Genomic DNA, 21856 nt, shown 5'->3' on the forward strand with positions numbered 1-21856 from the left:
TCATTGTTCCACCCAGGCTCAAATCGTCCGGGCAGACGGCACCAACGGCGGATCAGCTGACCGACAGATCCGCGCCTTCATTCGAGGCCGAGAGCATCAGGACGTGGCACACCGTACGCCAGCCCAGGTGCGAGTACAGTTTCTGGCCGTCCAGTGAGGCAAGCAGCAGCCCCGAGTCGACGTCGTGCTCGAAAGCCGTGGCAGCGAGTGCCTTCATGATGAAGCTGCCCAACCCGCGGCGCTGGTATGCGGAGTCCGTGACGATTTTGTCGAAGATCGCTGTGTGGCCCACCACGAAGACCTGCCCGCTCGCGGCGATTTTCTCGCCCGCGTGCACGACTGCATGGTGGACGCCGTTGTCTTTCGACGTATCCAGCTTCAGATCGTCGTCGGAAAGCCAGGGATCCTCCGAGTCCTGGGTTTCCATGTCCACGATCATCATGGTCTGGGAGGCGGATGTGACATTGAGCCCGTGCTTTGGCGCCAGGGAGATGTACCGGGCGACATCATTTGTCAGGATCGTGAGGATCCTGGCCGGCACTTCAGCCGTCTTCGCCGCCAGGTCCGCGAACTCGGAATCGGTAGGATCAAAGGCGAAAAATTCCCATTCACGGGTGGTATCCGCACGCAGCGCCGCAGGAAAACGGCCCTCCCTGCGCGTCTCATAACCCCGGCAGCCGGCCCAACCGGCCACCCAGACTTCCAGCAGGTGGGTGGTGTCTTCAACCATGGCGTCAAGACTCATGTGATGAGCGTATTCCAGCGTCGCCGCGAGCAACAGTGGCCGGGTCGGGGAACAGTGGTTGCTTATCCAATTGTGATTCTCGCCCGAGCCCGGGCGGCGCCCGAACCCCGGCCGGCCCACCCCGGCCGGCCCACCCCGCCCGGGCGCCGGTGCCCGGGCCGCCCGCGGGCGCCGGTGCCCGCTCTCCGACCCACCAAGTACCCTTAAAACGTGGCTTTAAACAGGATTGTGCTCTTTTACGGCTTTACCCCGCTTGCGGACCCCGAGGCCGTCAGGCTCTGGCAGCGCGCGCTTTGCGAAAAACTCGGGCTGACCGGCCGTATCATCATCTCCAAGGACGGCATCAACGCCACCGTCGGGGGAGAGCTGAACGCCGTCAAGCAGTACGTCAAGACGACGCGCGAATACAAGGGCTTCCACGGCATTGACGTGAAGTGGTCCGACGGCGGCGCGGAAGACTTCCCCAGGCTGAGCGTGAAGGTGCGGGACGAAATCGTGTCCTTCGGTGCTCCGGGTGAACTGAAAGTGGACGAAAGCGGCGTCGTTGGCGGCGGAAAACACCTCAAGCCCGAGGACCTCCACCGGCTGGTGGAGGCCGGGAAAGAATCGGGCGACGAAGTGGTGTTCTTCGACGGACGCAACGGCTTCGAGGCCCGGATCGGCAAGTTCAAGGACTCAATCGTCCCCGACGTCGCCACCACGCACGACTTCATCAAGGAGCTCGACTCCGGTAAATACGATTCGCTCAAGGACAAACCGGTCGTCACGTACTGCACCGGCGGTATCCGTTGCGAGGTGCTCTCCAGCCTCATGGTGAACCGTGGATTCAAAGAGGTCTACCAGCTCGACGGCGGCATCGTCCGTTACGGAGAGGCTTTCAAGGACCAGGGCCTGTGGGAGGGCTCGCTGTACGTGTTCGACAAGCGGATGCACCTCGAATTCAGTGAGGACGCCAAAACCATCGGTGCCTGTGTCCGGTGTGCGGCGCCCACCAGCAAGTTTGAAAACTGCTCCAACCCGAGCTGCCGCACGCTTACGCTCTACTGCGCCGGATGCGCCGCGAGCCCGGAAACCCTGCGCTGCCCGGAGGGCTGCACGGCCTGACCGCCGCCCTGAAGCGCCGCGCGGCCCAGCGCCGGCTGACCGCCGCCCTCAAAGCCGGACCACGCGGTACGCGAAGTTTGCTGCAGCCCGCCCCATCACCTCGACGGTCAGCACCGCGTCCGCGGACAGATGGACCACGCTCACCCTTGACGTGCCGCAGCGCAGGCTCAGGTCCACCAGCGCCGCCTCGCCGTTGCGGACCGTGAATGACACCCGGTCCGTGCTCCGGCAGGCCAGGGTCAGGGCGTAGTTGCCCCCCGGCAATTGGGTGGTGGTCTCGCTTCGTGTGACGGCGGCATCTACTGTGCCGAAGCCCTTATGGAAAACCTGGCCCTGGGCCTCGGGCAGGACCTCGTCCACCCAGTCATCCAGCGCATCTCCGGACACGGGCTGGTTGGTCCGGGGATCCTGCGGCAGTGCCGCGCTCGTGGACGGAGGAGGCGACGCGGAGGGTGTTGCATCGTCCCAGTGGTCGCCGCTGTATTCGTATTCGCAGCCGGAGAGGGCGGCCCCGAGAAGGAGCACTGCTGAGAGCACGACGCCGGCTGCCGCGGCGCGCTGTCGCGGCACCGTCGTTGCCGGCACGATGGGCATATCCTGACTTTAGGCCCGCCCCAGACTAAAGGCCATATGCCCTGGCTCCGCCGCGGCGGCCTTGGCTGGCGCCCTAGTGTCCGGGGCCGGCGGGGACGATCCTGAAGCCCGCCACGGCCCCGTTCCCGGGGCGGGAGCCTCCACCGTTGTACCTCATGACGCCCGCCTCCACCGGCCCCGCTTCGAGTTCCACAGTCTGCTGCGTGGCGGCCTCACAGTCGAAGGTGAGCTCGAGGTGGGCGCCGCCGTTCCTGCCGTCCTGCCTGAGGAACAGCTGCGCGTCCGGAGCGCCCACGCAGGCGACCGTCACGGTGTACGGTCCCGCGTCTGCGGCGCGTACCGAGCTGTTGAATCCCCCGGCGCTGCCGGCTCCCCCAATGGTGCCCGTGCGGCCGAGCAGCATCGTCTCAGGCACGGCGCCGAGGAGCCGCTCAAGTTCCGCGGTGTTCGTGGCCTCGCGGGCATCCAGTTTGGGGTCCCGCGTCGGGAGCGGGGCCCGGGCCGGCGCGGTCCGGGCGGGCTGGGCCGTGGCCCCCGATGGGGGCGCATCGACGTCGTCCGCATACTCACACCCGGCCAGGACAGCAGCCGCGGCAGCCACAGCCAGCAGCAACGCCCAGCGGCGAACGCACTGCGTACCCCCAATTGCTGACATGCCCCGAGCCTAGTGTCGTTCTCCATCGGCGCAAGTCACAGCCCCCGGAACAGGCCGGGCCGGCCGCTAAGGAGAAGGAACCAGCTGGTACGCGTAAATGAGCGGGGCGTCCACGCTGGAGGCGCTGACCTCCAGCTTGCCGGCCTGGGGGACCGTGATGTTCGCGGTTTCGCGGCTGCTGTTGCAGGCCGCCCCTGCTTCGGTCAGCCGTTTGCCGCCGAGGGTGACGGCGAAGAAGGCTTTGCCGCCGCCGTCGCAGCTGATCGTCAGGACGTAGTTCCCTGCCGGAACGCTGGCCGCGTCCTTGACGATCGGATCCCGCGTGAGGATTTTTCCCGCGTCTTCCAGGACGATTCCGCCGGCCGACGGCAGCGCCGTTGCTTTCCATGCCGGGACGTCGGCGGATTCGATGGAACCGGCGGGAGAACATGAGCTCGCGCCCAGCAGCACGGCGGCGGCAGCCGCACCGGTGAACATCCGCCGGAACATCCGGGAACCCGGCGGGCAGGGGGAAGGGAAAACCATGCCCCCAACTTACCGCGTTGGAGCCAGGCCCTGGGCAGCCCACAACGCCGGCCCCGCCCGGACCCGGGCAGCCCACAACGCCAGCCCCGGCCGGCCCCGGGCCGCCTCTGGTCCTGCCGGCGGCGTCCCCGGCCCGCCCTTGACCTTGACGCTGCGTCAACCTTTAGGGTCGAGATGTAGGACCCGCAGGAGCAGGTATCAAGGCGAAGGGATCGAGGCATCATGGATTGGTCCGTGCAACAGATCGCGAAAATCGCAGGCACCACCAGCCGGACCTTGCGTCATTACGACGACATCGGGCTGCTCAAGCCGAGCCGCACCGGGGACAACGGTTACCGCTACTACGACCAGGCCGAACTCGTCCGGCTGCAGCGGATTCTGCTGTTGCGCACTCTGGGGCTTGGGCTGCCGGCCGTAGCCCAGGTACTCGGCCGGGAGCCGGATGCCGCGACGGCGCTGGTACGCCATCTTCAGTGGCTGGAGCAGGAACAGGACCGGCTGGCACGGCAGATCGCCTCGGTCCGGCGAACCATTAAAACGATGCAAGAAGGAGGAGAGATCATGGCAGAAGAAATGTTTGACGGCTTTGACCACACCCAGCACAAGGACGAGGTGGAAGGACGGTGGGGCGAGGACGCCTACGCGACAGGGGACGCCTGGTGGCGGGGCATGGATGACGCCGGGAAGGAAGCATGGACGGCGCGATCCCGGCAGCTGGGTAGCGACTGGAGCGCTGCGGCTGGATCCGGCGCAGCGGCAGGCGGCGCCGAGGCGCAGGAGCTGGCCAGACGCCACGTCGAATGGCTCACGGGCATCCCGGGCACGCCGGCGGCATCCCCGGGCGGCGACGTCAAGGGATACGTGACGGGCCTCGGCGAGATGTACGTGGCAGACCCCCGCTTCAGCGCGAACTACGGCGGGACGGCCGGGGCAGCCTTCGTCCGGGACGCCCTGCGGATCTATGCGGAGAACCACCTCTGAGCACCCGGGACTAAACTTGTCCGGTGACTTCCTCAGCGCAGGCCCCCTCAACGCCGTTCACCGCCGGCAACACCCCCGATGCTCCGCGGAGTGACCTTCCCGGGCTGCTCGCGGCGCTGGCAAACGACCTCCAGGCGATCGGCTACACGGTCGACGGCGTCGCGGCCTTCCTGGGCGCGGCCGCGCACTCGGCTCTCAGCCGGGACCAGCTCATCCCCGCACTGATCGTCACGGAGTCTGCCACCCGGGGGGAGCCGACGACGGCGGCGCTCGCCGCCGTCGTGCGCCTGTGGCTGCTGGCCGAGCCGCAAAGTCCGGAAACTCTCGACGCCGCCCTGCCGGGCGTCCGCACGGAGGGGCTGCGGGAACTCGGACTCGTGGAGCCGGCTGCGGAAGGACGGGTCCAGGCAAAAGTGGACCTGCGGCCGTACGGGTGGGACGGAACCCCCGGGGAAGGCGCTGCCAGCGGCGGTGGGGCGGACCTCTGGGTGGCCAGCGACCTCGCGGCCCATCAGCGGCCAGGCGTCCTGCGACACGACCACGTGCTGGGGATCGGGCAGGCCTCCACAACCCTGGTCCAGGTCACCGCCCGTCGCCATGCCACCCGCGCCCTGGACCTCGGCACCGGCTGCGGCATCCAGACCTTCCACCTCCTGCACCACGCCGATCATGTCACCGCCACGGACATCTCCGTGCGCGCCCTCGCGTTCACTCGCTTCAACCTCGTGCTGAACGCTGCGGCGCTTGAGGTGGATCCGGCCGATCTCGAAAGCCGCGTCAGCCTCCGGCTGGGCTCCCTGCTGGAACCGGTGGCGGGTGAGGAGTTCGACCTCGTGGTCTCCAACCCGCCGTTCGTCATCACGCCCCGCCGCCTCGGCGAGGGCGCCACGGACCAGTTCACTTACCGCGACGGCGGCCTCCCGGGGGATGACATCGTCGCCACGCTGGTCCGGACCCTGCCGTCGGTCCTCGCCCCCGGCGGAACGGCCCAGCTCCTGGGCAACTGGGAAATCGCCGCCGGCACACCCTGGGCCAAACGCCCGCAAAGCTGGGCCCGTCCGGACACGGACGTGTGGATCATCCAGCGCGAGCAGGTGGGGCCGGAACAGTACGCCGAGACGTGGCTTCAGGACGCCTCCGAATCCCGCGACCGCCGGCTCTACCAGGACTCCTATGCGGCGTACCTGGACGACTTCGCGTCCCGAAACGTGGAGGGCATCGGCTTCGGCATGATCTGGCTGCGCCGGCCGGCGGCGGGCAACGGGCCGGTGATCTCCCGCTTCGAGGAAATCACCTATCCGATCGAGCAGCCCGTCGGGCCGCACCTGGGCGCGGCCGTGGAGCGTGCCGACTGGCTGGCCGCCAACGAGGTGGAGACGGCCCACCTGCTGGTGGCCGAAGACGTCACCGAGGAGCGGCACCAGCGTCCCGGGGCCGAACACCCCGGCGTGATCCTGCTGCGCCAGGGTGCCGGGCTGCGACGCACCAACCTGCTGAGCACCGAGCTGGCCGGCTTTGTCTCAGCGTGCGACGGCGACCTCTCCGCCGGGCAGATCGTCGGCGCCCTCGAAGCGCTCCTGGGCGGCTACGAAGGCTTCGACGCCGAGACCTTCCGCAGCGGCCTCCTCGCCGAAGTGGGGAACCTGGTCCGCGACGGTTTCCTCCTGCCCGCCTGACGCCGGCACGCCTGACACCGGCCGCTCAGTCCCGGGAACCGCGCCCTCCTGCCCGAAGCGGGGCAGCACGTAGGCGGCCGCCGCGAGGGCCACCAGGACCCCCGCTGTGCCCGTGATGAGGAAGCTCAGGCGCACCGGAACCAGCGCTCCCATCAAACCGCCCAGGGCCAGCGCGGCGATCGAAACAGCGCGGGTCAGTCCGCCGATGATGGCCATTGCCTGGCCGCGGCCGCTCTCCGGAATCCGCAGGATCGCGATCGCGCCGAAGCAGGCGTTCAGCACGCCGCACGCCGCCCCCATCGCGGTGTAGGCCACAAACAGCAGTTCCACGGTAGGAACCAGCGCCATCATCGCCAGGAAGGCCGAGGTCAACGTCATGGACGCCAGGAGCGCCCGCAGACGTGCCGGCGGGCTCGTGATCCGGCCGGCTCCGGCGGCTCCCACAGCCGTGCCGAGGCCAAACGCCGCCGCGAGCAGCCCGTACTGCGTCTCCGTGGCGCCGAGCTCCCCGCGTGCCAGGAAGACCTCGAGGACATTGGTGGCTTCGCCGGCGACGATGAAGAACAGCGCGCCAAGGACCAGCGCCCACACCAGCCTGTCCCGGCGGATCAGGCGGAGCCCGTCCAGCAGGGCAGGCTTTTCCCTGCCGGCGCGCTCGGCGGCCAAACCGCGCCGGGTCCGGATCAGCAGGGCGCCGACGCCCATCGCCAGGTAGCAGGCGCTGGCAACCGTGAACACGAGGGCGGACCCGCCCCAGCCGCTGAGGAGTCCACCCGCGGCGGGACCGGCCATGCCGGCGATCATGATGGTGGCCTGCATGGTGCCCATGGCGCGGGGGGTGCGGTCCTCGCCCACGATCCGGGGCAGCAGGGCCTGCCAGGTCGGGCCGGCCACGGCCTGGGCTGCGTCCAGCAGGAACGTCATGGCAAAGAGGACGGGAAGGTGGTTCTCCACGTACTGCATGCCGAGCCCCATGACGGCCACGGCGGCGGCGCTGACCACGGACGACGCCGTCGCGAGAGTGCGGGAATCCCTCGTGTCCGCGAGCCGGCCGGCCCAGGGGGCCAGCAGCACGAGCGGCAGTGCCGAGCACGTCAGGTAGGCCGCCACGAGCCACGGGCCGGCAGTGGCGGTCCCGCTGCCGGCGGCCGGGCCTTGCAGATGCAGCATGACACTCACCACAACAGCGCCCATGCCGGCGGTGGCCACGAACCGGGCGCCGCTGGCGAGGAGGAAGTCGCGGTTGCGCCAGACGGACCGCGGTGCCCGGGAGTCACCCGGCAATTTATGAAGTGTTTGTTTCATAACAGGGAAACTACTCCGCCCCCGGATGGGGTGTCAAGCATTTCTTTCATAGTTTGGCGGTGCTCGGTAGACTGGTGGGGTGAATGCAGAAACCCCAACGGCGGAGTCCCCGGTACCGCCGGCCGCCAAGCGCCGGCCGCGTCCGGAAAAGAAAGTGGAAATCACCGACCCGACGGCAATCCGGGCCCTGGCCCACGCCGCGCGGCTGGAAGTCATTTCCGAGCTGTATTCCACCCAGGTGAGCCGCACGGCCACCGAGCTCGCTGCCCAGACCGGCCTGACGCCCAGCGCGATGAGCTATCACCTGCGCGCCCTGCAGAAGTGGGGTATCGTGGTGCCGGCCGCCACCGCCGGCGACGCCCGTGAACGGCGCTGGCAGGCCGCCGGCACCGACTTCAGCATCAACTCCGGCGGGGGAGTGGCCAGCCCTGAGTTCGCTGTCCTGGACCTGGAACTGGATGCCTACCGCCGCCGGGTCAACGCCTACGCCAGGGCCCGGGACGAGCGGCGCAAGCGCGGCGAGCCCGCGGATGGCCCCTCCTCCGTGGTGCTGGCCAGCAACCTGCTGTACCTGACGCCGGCCCAGCGGGCGGAGCTGAACAACAAGCTCTTCGACCTCCTCAAGGACTACGAACTCGAGGACCCGGACCACATTCCGGAGGGCACGCAGCGGATGGCGACCATGTGGTCGATGATTCCGGATGACCGCGCACCCGCCTCCGCGAAAGGCCCCGCGGACACCGCGGGGAGCCCCGTCGGCACTCGCTGAAACAGGCCGTCACGACGTCGGGAGGGGCCTGTTCATGACGCGCGGAAGTCGCGTCGGGGAGCCCCGCCTTTCCACACGGATGCGCGGGATCCCGCAAAATATGGTGAACTAGGCGGGTATGGGCGCATCTGCCCGAGCCACCTTTTTCTGTAGGAGCACCGTGCCAAGCAAGGCCAAAACCGGCAAGAAACTCGTGATCGTAGAGTCTCCAGCCAAGAGCAAGACCATCGCCAAGTACCTCGGCGAGGGCTTCATTGTGGAGGCCTCCATCGGTCACATCCGGGACCTCCCGCAGCCCTCGGAACTGCCCGCGGATCTGAAGAAGACCTCGGTGGGCAAGTTCGCCGTCGATATTGAAAACGACTTCAAGCCCTATTACGTGGTGTCGCCGGACAAGAAGAAGAAGGTGACCGAGCTCAAGGCTGCGCTCAAGGATGCCGACGCCCTCTATCTCGCAACTGATGGGGACCGCGAGGGCGAGGCCATCGCGTGGCACCTGCTGGAAGTGCTCAAGCCCAAGGTCCCGGTCTACCGGATGACGTTCGGTGAAATCACCAAGGAAGCCATCCACCGCGCCATGGACAACCTGCGCGATGTGGACCAGGACCTGGTCGACGCACAGGAAACCCGCCGCGTGCTGGACCGGCTTTACGGCTATGAGATTTCCCCGGTGCTGTGGCGCAAGGTGGCGCGCGGCCTGTCCGCCGGCCGTGTGCAGTCCGTGGTGACCCGCATGGTGGTGGACCGGGAACGTGAGCGCATGGCGTTCAGGGCCGCCTCCTACTGGGACCTGACCGGCCAGTTCGGCGCAGGCTCGGCGTCCTTCAAGGCGAAACTCGCCTCCGTTGACGGCGCCAAGGTCGCCAGCGGCAGGGACTTCAACGACAGCGGCGAGCTCACCTCCCGCACCGTCGTACACCTGAACGAGGAACTCGCCACGTCCCTCGCCGCGGGCCTGCAGAGCGCTGATTTCCGTGTCCGGTCCGTCGACACCAAGCCCTACACCCGCCGCCCGGCTGCGCCGTTCACCACCTCCACCCTGCAGCAGGAGGCCGGCCGCAAGCTGCGCTTCTCCTCGAAGAGCACCATGCAGGTGGCCCAGCGCCTCTACGAAAACGGCTACATCACCTATATGCGTACGGACTCGTCCGCGCTGAGCAACGAGGCCGTCACGGCTGCCCGGCGCCAGGCATCCGAGCTGTACGGTCCGGAGTACGTGCCGGCCTCACCGCGCGTTTACAGCGGCAAGGCAGCCAACGCGCAGGAGGCCCACGAGGCCGTCCGCCCCGCCGGTGACTCCTTCCGCACCCCGGCGCAGGTGGCCAAGCAGCTCTCCGGCGACGAATTCCGGCTCTACGAGCTCATCTGGAAGCGCACGGTCGCCTCCCAGATGGCCGACGCCAAGGGCTCCACCGCCACGATCCGCCTCGGCGCTGTGACTGCGGGTCCGGGCGAGAGCCGCGACGCCGAATTCTCCGCCTCCGGCACCGTCATCACCTTCCCCGGCTTCCTGGCCGCCTATGAAGAGGGCAAGGACGAAAGCCGCGGGGACGATGACTCCGAGGAAGCACGCCGGCTGCCGAACGTGGCCAAGGGCGACGCCCTGACCGCCTCCGAGATCGCCGCCGTCGGGCACGAGACGTCCCCGCCGCCGCGTTTCACGGAAGCCTCGCTGACGGCGGAACTGGAAAAGAAGGGCATCGGGCGCCCGTCGACCTATGCCTCCACCATCTCCACCATCCAAGACCGCGGCTACGTCCGGAAACAGGGGTCAGCACTGGTCCCCAGCTGGATCGCCTTCTCCGTGATCCGGCTGCTGGAACAGCACTTCCACGACTACGTGGACTACGAGTTCACCGCCGACATGGAAGCCGACCTGGACAAGATCGCCAACGGCCAGGCCGAGGGTCCTGCCTGGTTGAAGCACTTCTACTACGGCGAAGACTCCGCCCCGGGGCTCCTGAGCATTGTCAACAACCTCGGTGAAATCGACGCCCGGGAAATCAACTCCATCCCGATCACCGAGGGCATCACCCTGCGGGTCGGAAAGTTCGGGCCGTATCTGGAAAGCTCCGTCCCGACCATTGACCCCAAGACCGGCGAAGTCGTCGAGGCTGCGCGCGCCAACGTCCCCGAGGACCTGGCCCCGGACGAACTCACGGCGTCCAAAGCTGTCGAGCTGATGGAGACCGCGGCACCGGAGGAACGGGTGCTCGGCGCGGATCCGCACACCGGACACACCGTGGTCGCCAAGAACGGCCGCTACGGCGCCTACGTCACTGAGATCATCCCCGAGATGACCGAGGAACAGCTCGCCAACCAGCCGGTGGAGTACTACAAGAACGGCAAGCCCAAACCGCCGAAGAAGCCCGTCAAGGCCAAACCGCGCACCGGGTCCCTGTTCGCCTCCATGAGCGTGGACAGCGTCACCCTGGACGAGGCCCTGCAGCTCATGAGCCTTCCCCGGGTCCTCGGCCAGGACGCCGAGGGCAATCCGATCACGGTCCAGAACGGCCGCTTCGGTCCGTACCTGAAGAAGGGGACGGACTCCCGGTCCATCGGTTCGGAGGAGGAAATCTTCACGATCACGCTGGAGCAGGCGCTGGAGATCTACTCGCAGCCCAAGCAGCGCGGCGCCCGTGCCGCCGTGCCGCCGCTGGCCGAATTCGGACCGGATCCGGTGTCGGAGAAGAACATCGTCGTGAAGGAAGGCCGTTTCGGTCCGTACATCACCGACGGGGTCACGAACATCACCGTGCCGCGCAGCACCGCACTGGAGGAGCTGACGCGGGAACGCGCCGTCGAACTCCTCGCGGAAAAGCGCGCCAAGGGACCGGTCAAGCGCACGACGACGGCGCGCAAGGCGCCGGCCCGCAAGGCCGCCGCCAAGAAGTAGGGGGTGCCCCCTGAGCTCGCCGCCAAGTAGTTGCGGCCCAGTGCTCCGAGGTCGCCGGAAACGTGCGGGGTCGCCGGAAGTTTCCGGCGACCCCATGGCTTTCCGGCGATTTCGCGTTTGCGGACCGGCCCGGGACGTGATCGAGTAGGACCATGACTGAACAGCCCGAGCACTTGGATCCCCAGCCGCTGAACGACCTCGAGGAAAAGCTTTCCCGCGGAGAGCAGCCGGACGCCAACCCGGTGGACGTCATCCTCGCGTTCCTCAACAACGAGGTCTACATCGTCAGCTCCGAAGGCCTCGAAGGCCCCGATTCCCAGGTCGAGCCGCTGGTGCTCGCCAACTCCTCGGGCCAGCCGGTCCTGGCCGTGTTCTCGCACCCTAGCCGCGTCGCCGAGCAGTACCTGGCCGCCGCTCCCAACGTGCTGGGAACCCAGGGCGCTGCCATCCTCGGGAACCTCGGGGACGATCTCGGCATGGTGATCAACCCGGGTGCTGCGTTCGGCTTCGAGATCGATCCCGAGGGCGTCGCCAACATCCGTCGCGACTTCAAGCCCGCTGACGACGCCGACGATGCCGGAGCGGACAGCAACCCCGCCTGACGCCACAGTGTGCCAATGACGGCCGCCCGCAGAAGTCGGGCGGCCGTCGCAGTTAGGCCGGCCGCTTGCGCTGGGGCAATAATGGCAGCATGCGTCTAGGCGTCCTCGACATCGGCTCCAATACCGTCCACCTCCTGCTGGTCGACGCCCATCCCGGCGCCCGTCCGGTCCCGTTCGCGGCCCACAAACGCCCCCTCTCGCTCGTGCAGTTCCTCGACGGTGCCGGCAACATCAGCGACGCCGGACAGCGCGAGCTGATCGAATTCGTCCTCGAAGCGTGGGAATTCGCGGCCAAGCACAAGGCGGACGACCTCCTGGCTTTCTGTACCTCGGCCATTCGCGAGGCCACCAACGGCCCCGCAGTGCTGGCGCGGGTGAAGCATGAAACCACCGTCACCCTTCGGGAACTCACCGGCAGCGAGGAAGCGTCCATGACGTTCTTCGCCGTCCGGCGCTGGTACGGCTGGGGCGCCGGGCCCATCCTGAACCTCGACATTGGCGGCGGTTCCTTCGAGATGGCCTTCGGGCAGGACGAACTCCCCGAGCTCGCGATGTCCGTCCCGCTCGGTGCCAGCCGGCTGACCCGGGACTGGCTGCCGGAGGATCCGCCGTCGGCCAAAAGCGTCAAAGAGTTGCGCCGCCACATCCGCGCGACTCTCAAGCCCGCCGTGCGCAGCTTCGAGAAGCTGGGCAGGGCAAACCTTGTGGCGGGCACGTCCAAGACCTTCCGGTCCCTGGCCAGGATCGCCGGCGCAGCGCCCAGCGCTGCGGGGCCCTACGTCAAGCGGGAGCTGTTCTCCGCGGACCTGGGGTTGTGGGCGCAGCGGATCTCGGCCATGGAGATCGAGGACAGGCTTCACCTGCCCGCCGTCTCTGAGGCCCGTGCGCCCCAGCTTCTGGCCGGGGCGCTGGTGGCCGAAGCGGCCCTGGAGATGTTCGAATCCCCGAACATGGAAATCTGCCCGTGGGCGCTGCGCGAGGGGCTCATCCTCCGCCGCCTGGACCAGTTGGTCTTCGACGGCCCGCTGGAGCCTGCACCCCATGTGACCCAGTCGCCGCCGCCGGAGCTGCAGTCGCCCGTCGCCGAAATCTCGAGCCGATAGGCTTCCGGTGAATGCGGAGTGTCGATCCGACCGGTGCCGCGTTCGTGCATCAGCTGAGAGGCCGGCATGGTGCCGGCGGAACCGACAAGGAGGCACACAAGATGTCCCAGTACCTGCTCAGCATTTACCAGCCTGACGGACCGGCCCCGTCCCCGGAGTTCCTCGCACCGATCATGCGCGACCTTGAAGCTTTGAACCGTGAGATGAGGGCTGCCGGGGCCTGGGTCTTCGCAGCCGGGGTCGACCCGGCGCAATCCGCCACCGTGCTGCGGCCCCAGGGCGAGGAAGTCCTCATCACGGACGGGCCGTTCACCGGAGGAAACGACCATCTCGGCGGCTTCACGGTGATCGAAGCCCAGGACCGGGACATGGCGCTTGGCTGGGCACGGAAGCTGGCACGTGCCACAACCCTTCCCGTCGAAGTGCGCCCCCTCCAGCGCTAGCCGCGGGCCTTAAACGATAAACGCCGGGCGGTTACAGCAGGACTTGGGGGAACTCTGCTGCGACCGTCCGGCGCACCGCCGGTCCCGGGGGGACCGGCTATCATCACTCGCACCTGTTGAGGCACCTACAAAGCTAGCGGTGATTCTTGGGCGTACCGGAAGATTTCCCTGTGCGTTGGCTGGCAGTTCGAAACGCCAACTGCCGGGCCCTCACGCGTTCGCCAGACAGACGCCGTTAAATGACGAAGCACCGGCTCTCCGCCGCGGGAAAATGGGAAAACCCGCTACAGATCGCCGGTGCCGGGCAGACATCCGCATGCCTGCCGCATCACTCGCACCCTCAATGAGGTACTTCCAAGGTAACGGCCGAGATTGGGAGCAGACTGCGTTGAAGATGGGAACTGGCTGTGAATCGCGCCGGACTGCAATGATGGGGGCATGAGCAACCGAATCGCATTCCTGGGCTGTGGGTCAATGAACGAGGCAATCCTGGCCGGATTGATCGACGGCGGAACCGATCCCGCCGACATCGTCGCAACGGTCCGCCGCGCCGAGCGGGCCGCCGAGCTTGCCGAGCGGCATCACGGCATCACGGCGATCGCGGGCGAAGAAGAGCCGGACAACAACAAACAGGCGGCCACCGGCTCCGCCGTCGTGATTCTGGGCGTCAAGCCCGTCGGCGTTGCGGATCTGGCACGGGAGATCGGTGGTTCGCTGTCGCCGGACACGATCGTCATCAGTGTAGCCGCGGCGGTTTCGCTCGAGCAGCTTGAGGCCGCCCTGCCGGCCGGACAGCCGGTCATCCGCACCATGCCGAACACTCCGGCGCGGCTGGGCCGCGGTGTCGTCTCCGTTTCGCCGGGGACCAACTGCTCCGCCAAACAGCTCCAGAAGGCGAAGGACATCCTGTCCGCCGTCGGCACGGTCGTCGAGATTCCCGAAGAGCAGGTGGACGCCCTCTCCGCGATCAGCGGTTCGGGCCCGGCGTACGCCTTCTACCTTGCTGAGGCAATGGCGGCAGCCGGCGTCGAGCTGGGCCTGGACCCGGACCTGTCGCTGCTGCTGGCCCGCGAAACTGTTGCAGGGGCCGGTTTCATGCTGGCGGAGCCCGGCGCGGATCCCGCCGGGCTGCGCAAGGCGGTCACGAGCCCCAACGGAACCACGGAACGAGCCATCGCCACGTTCGACGAACGCGGACTGCCGTCGATCATTGCCGATGGAGCACGCGCGGCCGCTGCACGCGCGGCGGAGATCACCACACAGCTCGCCTGACCACGGTCACAGGGGCGCTGCTAGGGACCATGGCCAGGGGACGGCCCTGACCACGGTCACAGGGGCACGGTTAGGGGCGGGCGGCGAACCGCTCCAGCAGGTCCACGTGCCCGGAAACAATGAGCATGTCCCGTGAGGAGACCTTGGTCTCCGGCCGGGCGTAGGTGAAGTCCTCGCCCGGGGACTTCACGCCCACAATTGTGACGCCGTACTTGGATCGGACCTTGGATTCGTCCAGCGTGAAGCCGACGGTCTCCCGCGGCGGGTACATCTTGACGATCGCGAAGTCGTCGTCGAACTCGATGAAGTCCAGCATCCGGCCGGAGACCAGGTGCGCGGCCCGGACGCCGGCGTCGGCCTCCGGGTAGATGACGTGGTTGGCGCCGATCCGGGTCAGGATCTTGCCGTGCGAGGGCGTGATGGCCTTGACCCAGAGGTGTTCGATGCCGAGGTCCACGAGGTTGACCGTGATCAGCACGGAGGATTCGATCGAGGTTCCCACGCCCACGACGGCGGAGCTGAACTCCTGCGCGCCGAGCTGGCGTAGGGCGTCGATATTTGTGGCGTCGGCCTCCACGACGTGCGTCAGGACGCCGGCCCACTTCTGGACGAGGGCGCGGTCGCGTTCAATTGCGAGCACTTCGCGGCCCTGCTTGACCAGCTGCTCTGCGGTGGATGCGCCGAAGCGGCCCAGCCCGATCACCAGCACCGGTGCGTTGTGGGCGGGGCGGTTGACGGCGCCTGAGGAACTAGCCAATGATTGGTCTCTCTTCCGGGTAGTGGTAAAGCTGGCTGCGCTGGCGCAGGGCCAGCGCAGCGGCAAGGGTGACGGTCCCGACGCGCCCGGCGAACATGAGGACGGCCAGGACGTACACGCCCGACGGCGGCAGTTCAGCACTGAGGTTGGTGCTGAGGCCGACCGTGGCGAAGGCGGAGATGGTTTCAAATAGGACCCGGTCAAGGGACGCCCCGCTGATCTGCAGGAGCAGGAAGGCCGAGACCGAGACAAGCGTGGCGCCGGCAACGATCACCGAGATGGCCACGCGCATGGTGCCCTCCGGGATTGTGCGGCCGTAAATCTTCACGTCGGCGTCACCGCGGGCTTCGGCGGCGATCGCCAGGAACATCACGGCGATGGTGGTCACCTTGATGCCCCCGGCGGTGGATGCCGAGCCGCCGCCCGCGAACATGAGGGCATCGGAGAGCAGCATGGTCGTGGAGTCCATCTGGTTCTGGTCCACGAGGTTGAAGCCGCCTGAACGCAGCATGACGGACGCGAACAGCGAGTGCGTGATCTTGTCGCCCACATCCATGCCGCCGATGGTCCGCAGGTTGTTCCACTCCATCAGCCCCCAGAGCACCGCGCCGGCGGCAAGCAGGATCAGCGAGACCTGGATGGTCAGCTTGGTGTGCAGGTTCCACTTCTTCCACCGCAGACCGTTCTGCTGGAGGACCATGACCACGGGGAAGCCCAGGCTTCCGAGGAACACCCCGATCATGAGCGGGATCAAGATCCACAGATCCGTCTCATAGGGGACGATGCCGTCGGAGTGGGGTGTGAACCCGGCGTTGTTGAACGCCGAAATCGCGTAGAACACGCCATGCCAGAGGGCCTGTCCGAAGCTCTCCCCGATCGCCAGGAAGCGCGGCACCAGGGTCACGGCCAGCGCGCCCTCGATGGTCACGGACGTGACGATGACGATCCGCAGCAGGGTGCCCACTTCGCCGAGCCGGCCGGCATTGTTCATGGCCTCCTGGGCGATCAGCTTGCCCCGGACGCCGAGCTTCTTGCTGACCATGAGGGCCAGCAACGACGCCAGTGTCAAGGTGCCGAGGCCGCCGACGAAAATGCCGAACAGGATGACGAACTGGCCGAAGAAGGACCAGTGCGCGGCGGTGGAGACCACCGTCAGGCCGGTCACGCAGACGGCCGAGACCGCGGTGAAGAGGGCCTCATGCAATGGTGTGACCTGGCCCGTGGCCGAAGCCAGCGGCAGGGAGAGCAGGGCCGTGAAGATCACGATCACCACACCGAACGTCGTCAGTGCCAGGCGCGCCGGGGAACTGTTGGCGATGTTGTCGATGAAGTCGCGCAGGCGGGTGAAGATCCAGAGGCCATCCCGCTCCGGCATTCCGGGGTGCCAGCTGGCCGGGCTCGTGGACCTCGACTGGCTTTGCGTCATGTGTGGCTTTTCCTCGGTTGAAACTGCTTCCTTCAGTAGTAAACCACTAAACCCCGCGCAATGACGGGGGAGCGCCCCATCACGCTCGGGTAGCCTGTGATTGATGACATTCCTGCCCGGACTCGCTCAGGCCGCGCTGCCGACGACGGTGGTGTGGGATCCCGCCATGACCGCCTACAACTTTGGCCACAGCCACCCGATGGCGCCGGAGCGCATGGAACTGACCGCGCGGCTGGCCGGCAGCCTGGGTTTGCTGGCCCTGGAGCACGTTACGGTGGCCGCTCCGCCGGTGGCCAGCGATGAGGAACTTCAAACGGTCCACAGCGCCGGGTTCGTTGCGGCCGTCCGCCGGGTCAGTGAAGATCCGGGCACCCCCGACGTGGCCCGGGGCCTGGGAACCGAGGACGACCCGGCCTTTGCCGGCATGCATGAGGCCAGCGCACGGCTGGCCGGCGGTTCGCTCCTGGCAGCCGCTGCGATCCTGGACGGCAGCGCGGTCCGCGCCGTGAATTTTGGCGGCGGAATGCACCACGCCGCCCGCGAACGTGCCAGCGGTTTCTGTATTTACAACGACGCCGCCCTGGCGATCCAGCGGCTGCTCGACGGCGGCGTGCAGCGCGTTGCGTACGTCGACGTCGACGCCCATCACGGCGACGGCACGCAGAGCATTTTTTGGGACGATCCCCGGGTCCTGACCATTTCGCTGCACGAGACGGGCTTGACGCTCTTTCCCGGCACGGGGTTCGCAAACGAGATCGGCGGCCCGAACGCCCTGGGCAGTGCCGTGAACGTGGCGCTCCCGGCCGGCACCGGGGACGCCGGCTGGCTGCGGGCGTTCCATGCGGTGGTGCCGCAGCTCATCGGTGCCTTCGAACCGGAAGTCATCGTCAGCCAGCACGGCTGCGACTCCCACCGGCTGGATCCGCTTACCCACCTCAACATCAGTGTGGACGGCCAGCGTGAGGCCGCCACCGCCGTCGGCAATCTGGCAGCCCGCTACTGCGACAACCGCTGGATTTCCACGGGCGGCGGCGGCTACAACGTTGTCACTGTGGTCCCGCGGTCCTGGAGCCACCTCATCGCCATTGCGGCCGGCCGTCCCGTCCCGCTCCGCACACCGGTTCCCGAGGACTGGCGGAGCTATGTGCGGGAAAAGTACGGGGCCAAGTTCGGTGTGGAGCCCCCGTCAGTCATGGGGGACGACGTCGACCTCTGGTGGCGTTCCTGGGAAGTCGGCTTCGACCCCAACGACGACGTGGACCGCACTGTGATGGCCACCCGCAAGGAAGTCTTTCCCCTCTACGGGCTGGACCCCTGGTTCGACTAGCCGGTGCTGGTCAGGCCCCAACAAATAGTGGATGCCATCCGGCGTATATGTCGCTAGTGTGGATGCCATGGTGACAGACGACGTATTTGCCGTCATTGCTGAGGCAACCCGGCGTGACATTCTGGTATCCCTCCGCAAGGGGGACAAGGCAGTGGGGGAACTGGTCCAGGAGCTTGAGGCAAGCCAGCCCACCATTTCCAAGCACCTCAAAGTCCTCCGGGAAGCGGACCTGGTGAGCATGCGTGCCCAGGGCCAGAAGCGCTATTACGCGCTGAACCCGAAGCCCCTGGCAGGAATCGCCAGCTGGCTGGAGACGTTCGACGTCGGCCCCGCGGCGACCGCATCAGCCGCGCCAGGGCGCGTGCCACCGACCGTTCCCAAGGCCTCCCCGGACGGCCTTGCCGCAGCGGCCGCCGCGTCACCGGCCGCCGCCGGGTCACTCCAGGCAGCCGCGGCGCTGGCCAGCCGTCCGGCGGGCAGCCCGCTGAGCCCCGCCGTCGTCATCCCGGTGGGCACGGCCGGCGAGGACAAGATGCCGCAGCAGATCGGACGCACGGTGGGGCGCGCCGCCACCAGGGCCGCCGATCTCCTGGCGAACCTGCCCAAGTTCGGCCGAAAGAAGTAACCCAACTAGCTGGCAGCAGGGGCCGTTTTGAGCGCTGAGAACGGCCCCTGCTGCTAGTCAGTTGGGTGGTCGGGCCGGTTACTTGCCAAGGATCCGCACGTGATCGGGGGTGAGGTCCGCGATCTTGCTGACGCCGAGCAGCGCCATGGTGCGGCGCATGTCCGATTCCAGGATCTGCAGCGCGCGGTCCACGCCCGCCCGGCCGCCGGCCATGAGCCCGTAGAGGTACGCGCGGCCGATCAGCGTGAAGTCCGCGCCCAGCGCCAGCGCCGCGATGATGTCCGCGCCGCTCATGATGCCGGTGTCCAGAATGATCGCCGCGTCGGTGTTGTCCTTGGTGAACGCCTCCTTGACCTCGGGCAGCAGGTGGAACGGGATGGGTGCCCGGTCCAGCTGGCGGCCACCGTGGTTGGACAGGATGATGCCGTCGGCGCCGTGGTCCACCACCTTGCGGGCGTCGTCCACGGTCTGGATGCCCTTGACCACGAGCTTGCCCTTCCAGGTCTCGCGCAGCCAGTCCAGGTCATCGAAGGTCAGGGTGGGGTCGAACATGGAGTTGATCAGGTCCGCGACCGTGCCCGTGTAGCGAGAGAGCGATGCGAAGGTCAGCGGCTCGTGGGTGAGGAAGTTGAACCACCAAGCCGGGCGGTAGGAGGCATCCAGTACGGTCTTGAGGGTCAGGGCCGGCGGGATGGTCATGCCGTTGCGCACGTCGCGGAGGCGGGCTCCGGCGACGGCGGTATCCACCGTCACCATCAGCGTGTCGTTGCCGGCTTTCGCCGCGCGCTCGATGAGCTGAAGGGAGCGCTCGCGGTCCGTCCAGAGGTAGAGCTGGAACCAGTTCCGGCCGTCCGGAGCGGCTGCGGCCACATCCTCGATGGACGCCGTGCCCATAGTGGATAGCGTGTAGGGGATGCCGGCAGCCGCGGCGGACCGGGAACCGGCGTACTCGCCCTCGGACTGCATCATCCGGGTGAAGCCCGTCGGGGCTATCCCCACCGGCAGGCGGGACGGCCTGCCGAGGATCTCCGTGCCGAGATCGATGCGGGACACATCGCGCAGGATGCCGGGCCGGAACTCGATGTCCAGGAACGCCTGGCGGGCCCGCCGCAACGTGATCTCGGCTTCGGCCGCGCCGTCAGTGTAGTCGAACGGGGCCTGCGGGGTCCGGCGTTTGGCCATATCGCGCAGGTCCCAGATGGTGCTGGCGCGGCGGAGCCTGGCTGCCCGGCTGAACTCGGGTTTCTTGAACTGCATCAGCGGAGCGAGATCCGAGTACTTGGGGACCCTGCGCCTCAGAGCGGCGGGGACAGCGCGGGGAGCGGCCGGTGCGGAAACCACAGAAGCGGCTTCCGGTACGGGCGTTACCTCGGGGTTGCTGGGCTGGACGGTGTGGGTCATGGCGGGCCTCCGGAACGGATCTGGGGATGTGTGGCGGGCGGACATTTCGTCTGGGGTCTAACCACACTGTAGGGGCAGCGGTCCGCGCCGGCGTAGGCTCCGCCCCGGACACGGCAAGGCGGGCACGGGCACTGCCCGGAGGCTGCCGGGGCGCGGCCCGGCGGGCAATGCGCTCGCGAACCGCCACTTCGGCTCACCGCCGGCTGCCCCGGCGCAGTTGTGTTACGTGGATCAGCCCGGCAAGGTTGCGCTGTCGCCGACGCCGGGGCTATCGTCAAAGCCATGACTAAGCGTTGGTATGCGTATTTTTCGTTGGCTCTGGAGGGGCCCGCGTCTAACTGACACGCATCCAACTTTCCTTCAGAGCCAACAGGGCAGAGATCATTCTCTGCCCTTCGCCATTTCTCCGGCGGGTTCTGATCAGGGCCCGCTCCGCACGTGGAACAGGACCCGAACGTGAGCATCGAAGCAGCCCCCGCAACCCAGCAGTCCACCTCGAACCTGCGCGTCAGCGAATTCACTCCGCTGCCCAGCCCGCAGGACATGATCACGGAACTGCCGCTGGACACCCGCATGGCGGAGGTCATCGGACGCGGCCGGGACCAGGTCCGCGCAATCATGGACGGCGTCGACGACAGGCTCCTCGTGATCGTGGGTCCCTGCTCCATCCATGACCCCAAAGCCGGTCTGGAATACGCCCGCCGGCTGGTCAGCCAGGCCGAGAAGCACCGCGAGGACCTGCTGATCGTCATGCGGACGTACTTCGAGAAGCCGCGGACCACGGTCGGCTGGAAGGGGCTCATCAATGATCCCCGGCTCGACGGCAGCCACGACATCGCCGCGGGCCTGCGCGCCGCCCGCCGGTTCCTGCGCCAGGTCACCGCCCTCGGCCTGCCCGCCGCCACCGAGTTCCTCGAACCCATCAGCCCGCAGTACATGGCGGACCTCGTCTCCTGGGGTGCCATCGGGGCCCGCACGACGGAGAGCCAGATCCACCGTCAGCTGGCATCCGGGCTGTCCATGCCGATCGGCTTCAAGAACGGCACCGACGGCGACCTCCAGGTGGCCCTTGATGCGTGCAGCGCCGCAGCGGCGGCGCAAGCGTTCCTGGGGATCGACGACGACGGCAGGGCCGCGCTCGTGGCCACGGCCGGAAACCCGGACACCCACATCATCCTCCGCGGCGGCCGCAGGGGTCCCAACTACTCTGCACCCGACGTCGAGGCCACCTCGGCCCGACTGGCGGCCAAGCAGTTGAACCCGAGGCTCATCGTGGACGCCAGCCACGCCAACAGCGGCAAGAACCACCACCGCCAGGCCGAAGTGGCCCTCGAAATCGGCGCCCAGCTGGAGAACGGCGGGTCCGCTGCCGGCGCCATCGCCGGCATCATGCTGGAAAGCTTCCTCGTGGGCGGGGCGCAGGACCTGGACGTGGCCCGCCACGCCGCCGGCACGGACGGGCTCACCTACGGCCAGAGCGTGACTGATGCGTGCATGGAATGGGACGTGACGGCGTCGGTGATCGGCCAACTGGCGGCATCGGCCCGCACGCGCCGGGCCCGCGGCTGACCGGCCCCGCCAGCGCCGGCTTGGCGGCGCCGCGTAATCGACACCGGCCGGTCGCGCCCCGGCCGGCGCCGGATAATCGCC

19 protein-coding genes and 1 pseudogene are annotated in these 21856 nt (G+C 67.8%); 12 read left to right on the plus strand and 8 right to left on the minus strand.

Annotated features, from left to right (window positions below; translation table 11 throughout):
- Positions 1-52 precede the first annotated feature (52 nt).
- On the minus strand, positions 53-745 hold the full coding sequence (locus tag AC1DCZ_RS06610) for a GNAT family N-acetyltransferase (RefSeq protein WP_476973876.1): 693 nt from the start codon (positions 743-745) through the stop codon (positions 53-55).
- A gap of 210 nt (positions 746-955) precedes the next feature.
- Between AC1DCZ_RS06610 and trhO the strand changes: the two genes are divergently transcribed.
- On the plus strand, positions 956-1849 hold the full coding sequence (trhO, locus tag AC1DCZ_RS06615) for an oxygen-dependent tRNA uridine(34) hydroxylase TrhO (protein WP_476973877.1): 894 nt from the start codon (positions 956-958) through the stop codon (positions 1847-1849).
- A 48-nt stretch (positions 1850-1897) separates the two neighbouring features.
- Here the strand turns inward: trhO and AC1DCZ_RS06620 are convergent, their stop codons facing one another.
- From AC1DCZ_RS06620 to AC1DCZ_RS06630, 3 genes are all read right to left on the minus strand, one after another.
- Entirely contained in the window at positions 1898-2443 is a 546-nt protein-coding gene (locus AC1DCZ_RS06620; RefSeq protein WP_476973878.1) for a hypothetical protein, read from the minus strand.
- Between the two features lie 73 nt (positions 2444-2516).
- A complete protein-coding gene (locus tag AC1DCZ_RS06625; RefSeq protein WP_476973879.1) occupies positions 2517-3098 on the minus strand; it encodes a hypothetical protein in 582 nt (193 codons plus the stop codon).
- A gap of 66 nt (positions 3099-3164) precedes the next feature.
- Positions 3165-3623, minus strand: coding sequence for a hypothetical protein (locus tag AC1DCZ_RS06630; protein WP_476973880.1), 459 nt, complete (start codon positions 3621-3623; stop codon positions 3165-3167).
- A gap of 222 nt (positions 3624-3845) precedes the next feature.
- Here AC1DCZ_RS06630 and AC1DCZ_RS06635 point away from each other — a divergent pair, with 222 nt between their 5' ends.
- Positions 3846-4604, plus strand: coding sequence for a MerR family transcriptional regulator (locus AC1DCZ_RS06635; protein WP_476973881.1), 759 nt, complete (start codon positions 3846-3848; stop codon positions 4602-4604).
- A 23-nt stretch (positions 4605-4627) separates the two neighbouring features.
- The gene (locus tag AC1DCZ_RS06640; RefSeq protein WP_476973882.1) at positions 4628-6280 is read left to right on the plus strand and encodes a DUF7059 domain-containing protein; all 1653 of its coding nucleotides are present in this window, start codon (positions 4628-4630) and stop codon (positions 6278-6280) included.
- Between the two features lie 81 nt (positions 6281-6361).
- Here AC1DCZ_RS06640 and AC1DCZ_RS06645 read toward each other — a convergent pair.
- Positions 6362-7585 (minus strand): annotated as a pseudogene (locus tag AC1DCZ_RS06645) (MFS transporter); the annotation flags it as partial.
- A 79-nt stretch (positions 7586-7664) separates the two neighbouring features.
- Here AC1DCZ_RS06645 and AC1DCZ_RS06650 point away from each other — a divergent pair.
- The 6 genes from AC1DCZ_RS06650 (at position 7665) to proC (ending at position 14670) form a co-directional block, all read left to right on the plus strand.
- Positions 7665-8354 carry an ArsR/SmtB family transcription factor gene (locus AC1DCZ_RS06650; RefSeq protein WP_476973883.1) on the plus strand — a complete coding sequence of 230 codons (690 nt, stop codon included), beginning with the start codon at positions 7665-7667 and terminating at the stop codon, positions 8352-8354.
- Positions 8355-8514: 160 nt separating this feature from the next.
- A complete protein-coding gene (gene topA, locus AC1DCZ_RS06655) occupies positions 8515-11250 on the plus strand; it encodes a type I DNA topoisomerase (protein ID WP_476973884.1) in 2736 nt (911 codons plus the stop codon).
- A 152-nt stretch (positions 11251-11402) separates the two neighbouring features.
- Positions 11403-11852, plus strand: a complete 450-nt coding sequence (locus AC1DCZ_RS06660; RefSeq protein WP_476973885.1) for an SseB family protein — start codon at positions 11403-11405, stop codon at positions 11850-11852.
- An 89-nt stretch (positions 11853-11941) separates the two neighbouring features.
- Complete coding sequence (locus AC1DCZ_RS06665) at positions 11942-12955, plus strand: Ppx/GppA phosphatase family protein (protein ID WP_476893752.1); 1014 nt, start codon at positions 11942-11944, stop codon at positions 12953-12955.
- 101 nt (positions 12956-13056) lie between these two features.
- Positions 13057-13398 carry a YciI family protein gene (locus AC1DCZ_RS06670; RefSeq protein WP_476973886.1) on the plus strand — a complete coding sequence of 114 codons (342 nt, stop codon included), beginning with the start codon at positions 13057-13059 and terminating at the stop codon, positions 13396-13398.
- 438 nt (positions 13399-13836) lie between these two features.
- Entirely contained in the window at positions 13837-14670 is an 834-nt protein-coding gene (proC, locus tag AC1DCZ_RS06675) for a pyrroline-5-carboxylate reductase (protein WP_476973887.1), read from the plus strand.
- 70 nt (positions 14671-14740) lie between these two features.
- On the opposite strand, the gene AC1DCZ_RS06680 is transcribed toward proC, so the two are convergent.
- Together AC1DCZ_RS06680 and AC1DCZ_RS06685 are read right to left on the minus strand one after the other, a co-directional pair.
- Complete coding sequence (locus AC1DCZ_RS06680) at positions 14741-15379, minus strand: potassium channel family protein (RefSeq protein ID WP_476894205.1); 639 nt, start codon at positions 15377-15379, stop codon at positions 14741-14743.
- 40 nt (positions 15380-15419) lie between these two features.
- Positions 15420-16853 (minus strand): TrkH family potassium uptake protein, encoded by a 1434-nt coding sequence (locus AC1DCZ_RS06685; RefSeq protein WP_476973888.1) that lies wholly within the window; start codon positions 16851-16853, stop codon positions 15420-15422.
- A 103-nt stretch (positions 16854-16956) separates the two neighbouring features.
- Between AC1DCZ_RS06685 and AC1DCZ_RS06690 the strand changes: the two genes are divergently transcribed.
- Both AC1DCZ_RS06690 and AC1DCZ_RS06695 read left to right on the plus strand, forming a co-directional pair.
- Positions 16957-18180: an acetoin utilization protein AcuC gene (locus AC1DCZ_RS06690; RefSeq protein WP_476973889.1), complete on the plus strand. Its 1224-nt coding sequence runs from the start codon at positions 16957-16959 to the stop codon at positions 18178-18180.
- Between the two features lie 67 nt (positions 18181-18247).
- Entirely contained in the window at positions 18248-18805 is a 558-nt protein-coding gene (locus AC1DCZ_RS06695) for an ArsR/SmtB family transcription factor (protein ID WP_476973890.1), read from the plus strand.
- Positions 18806-18883: 78 nt separating this feature from the next.
- Here AC1DCZ_RS06695 and AC1DCZ_RS06700 read toward each other — a convergent pair whose 3' ends face one another.
- A complete protein-coding gene (locus AC1DCZ_RS06700; protein WP_476973891.1) occupies positions 18884-20206 on the minus strand; it encodes an alpha-hydroxy acid oxidase in 1323 nt (440 codons plus the stop codon).
- Positions 20207-20662: 456 nt separating this feature from the next.
- On the opposite strand from AC1DCZ_RS06700, the gene AC1DCZ_RS06705 reads away from it, so the two are divergent.
- On the plus strand, positions 20663-21775 hold the full coding sequence (locus AC1DCZ_RS06705; protein WP_476973892.1) for a 3-deoxy-7-phosphoheptulonate synthase: 1113 nt from the start codon (positions 20663-20665) through the stop codon (positions 21773-21775).
- The last annotated feature ends 81 nt before the right edge of the window (positions 21776-21856 follow it).

The sequence above is a fragment of the Arthrobacter sp. 10N418 genome, assembly GCF_056394725.1.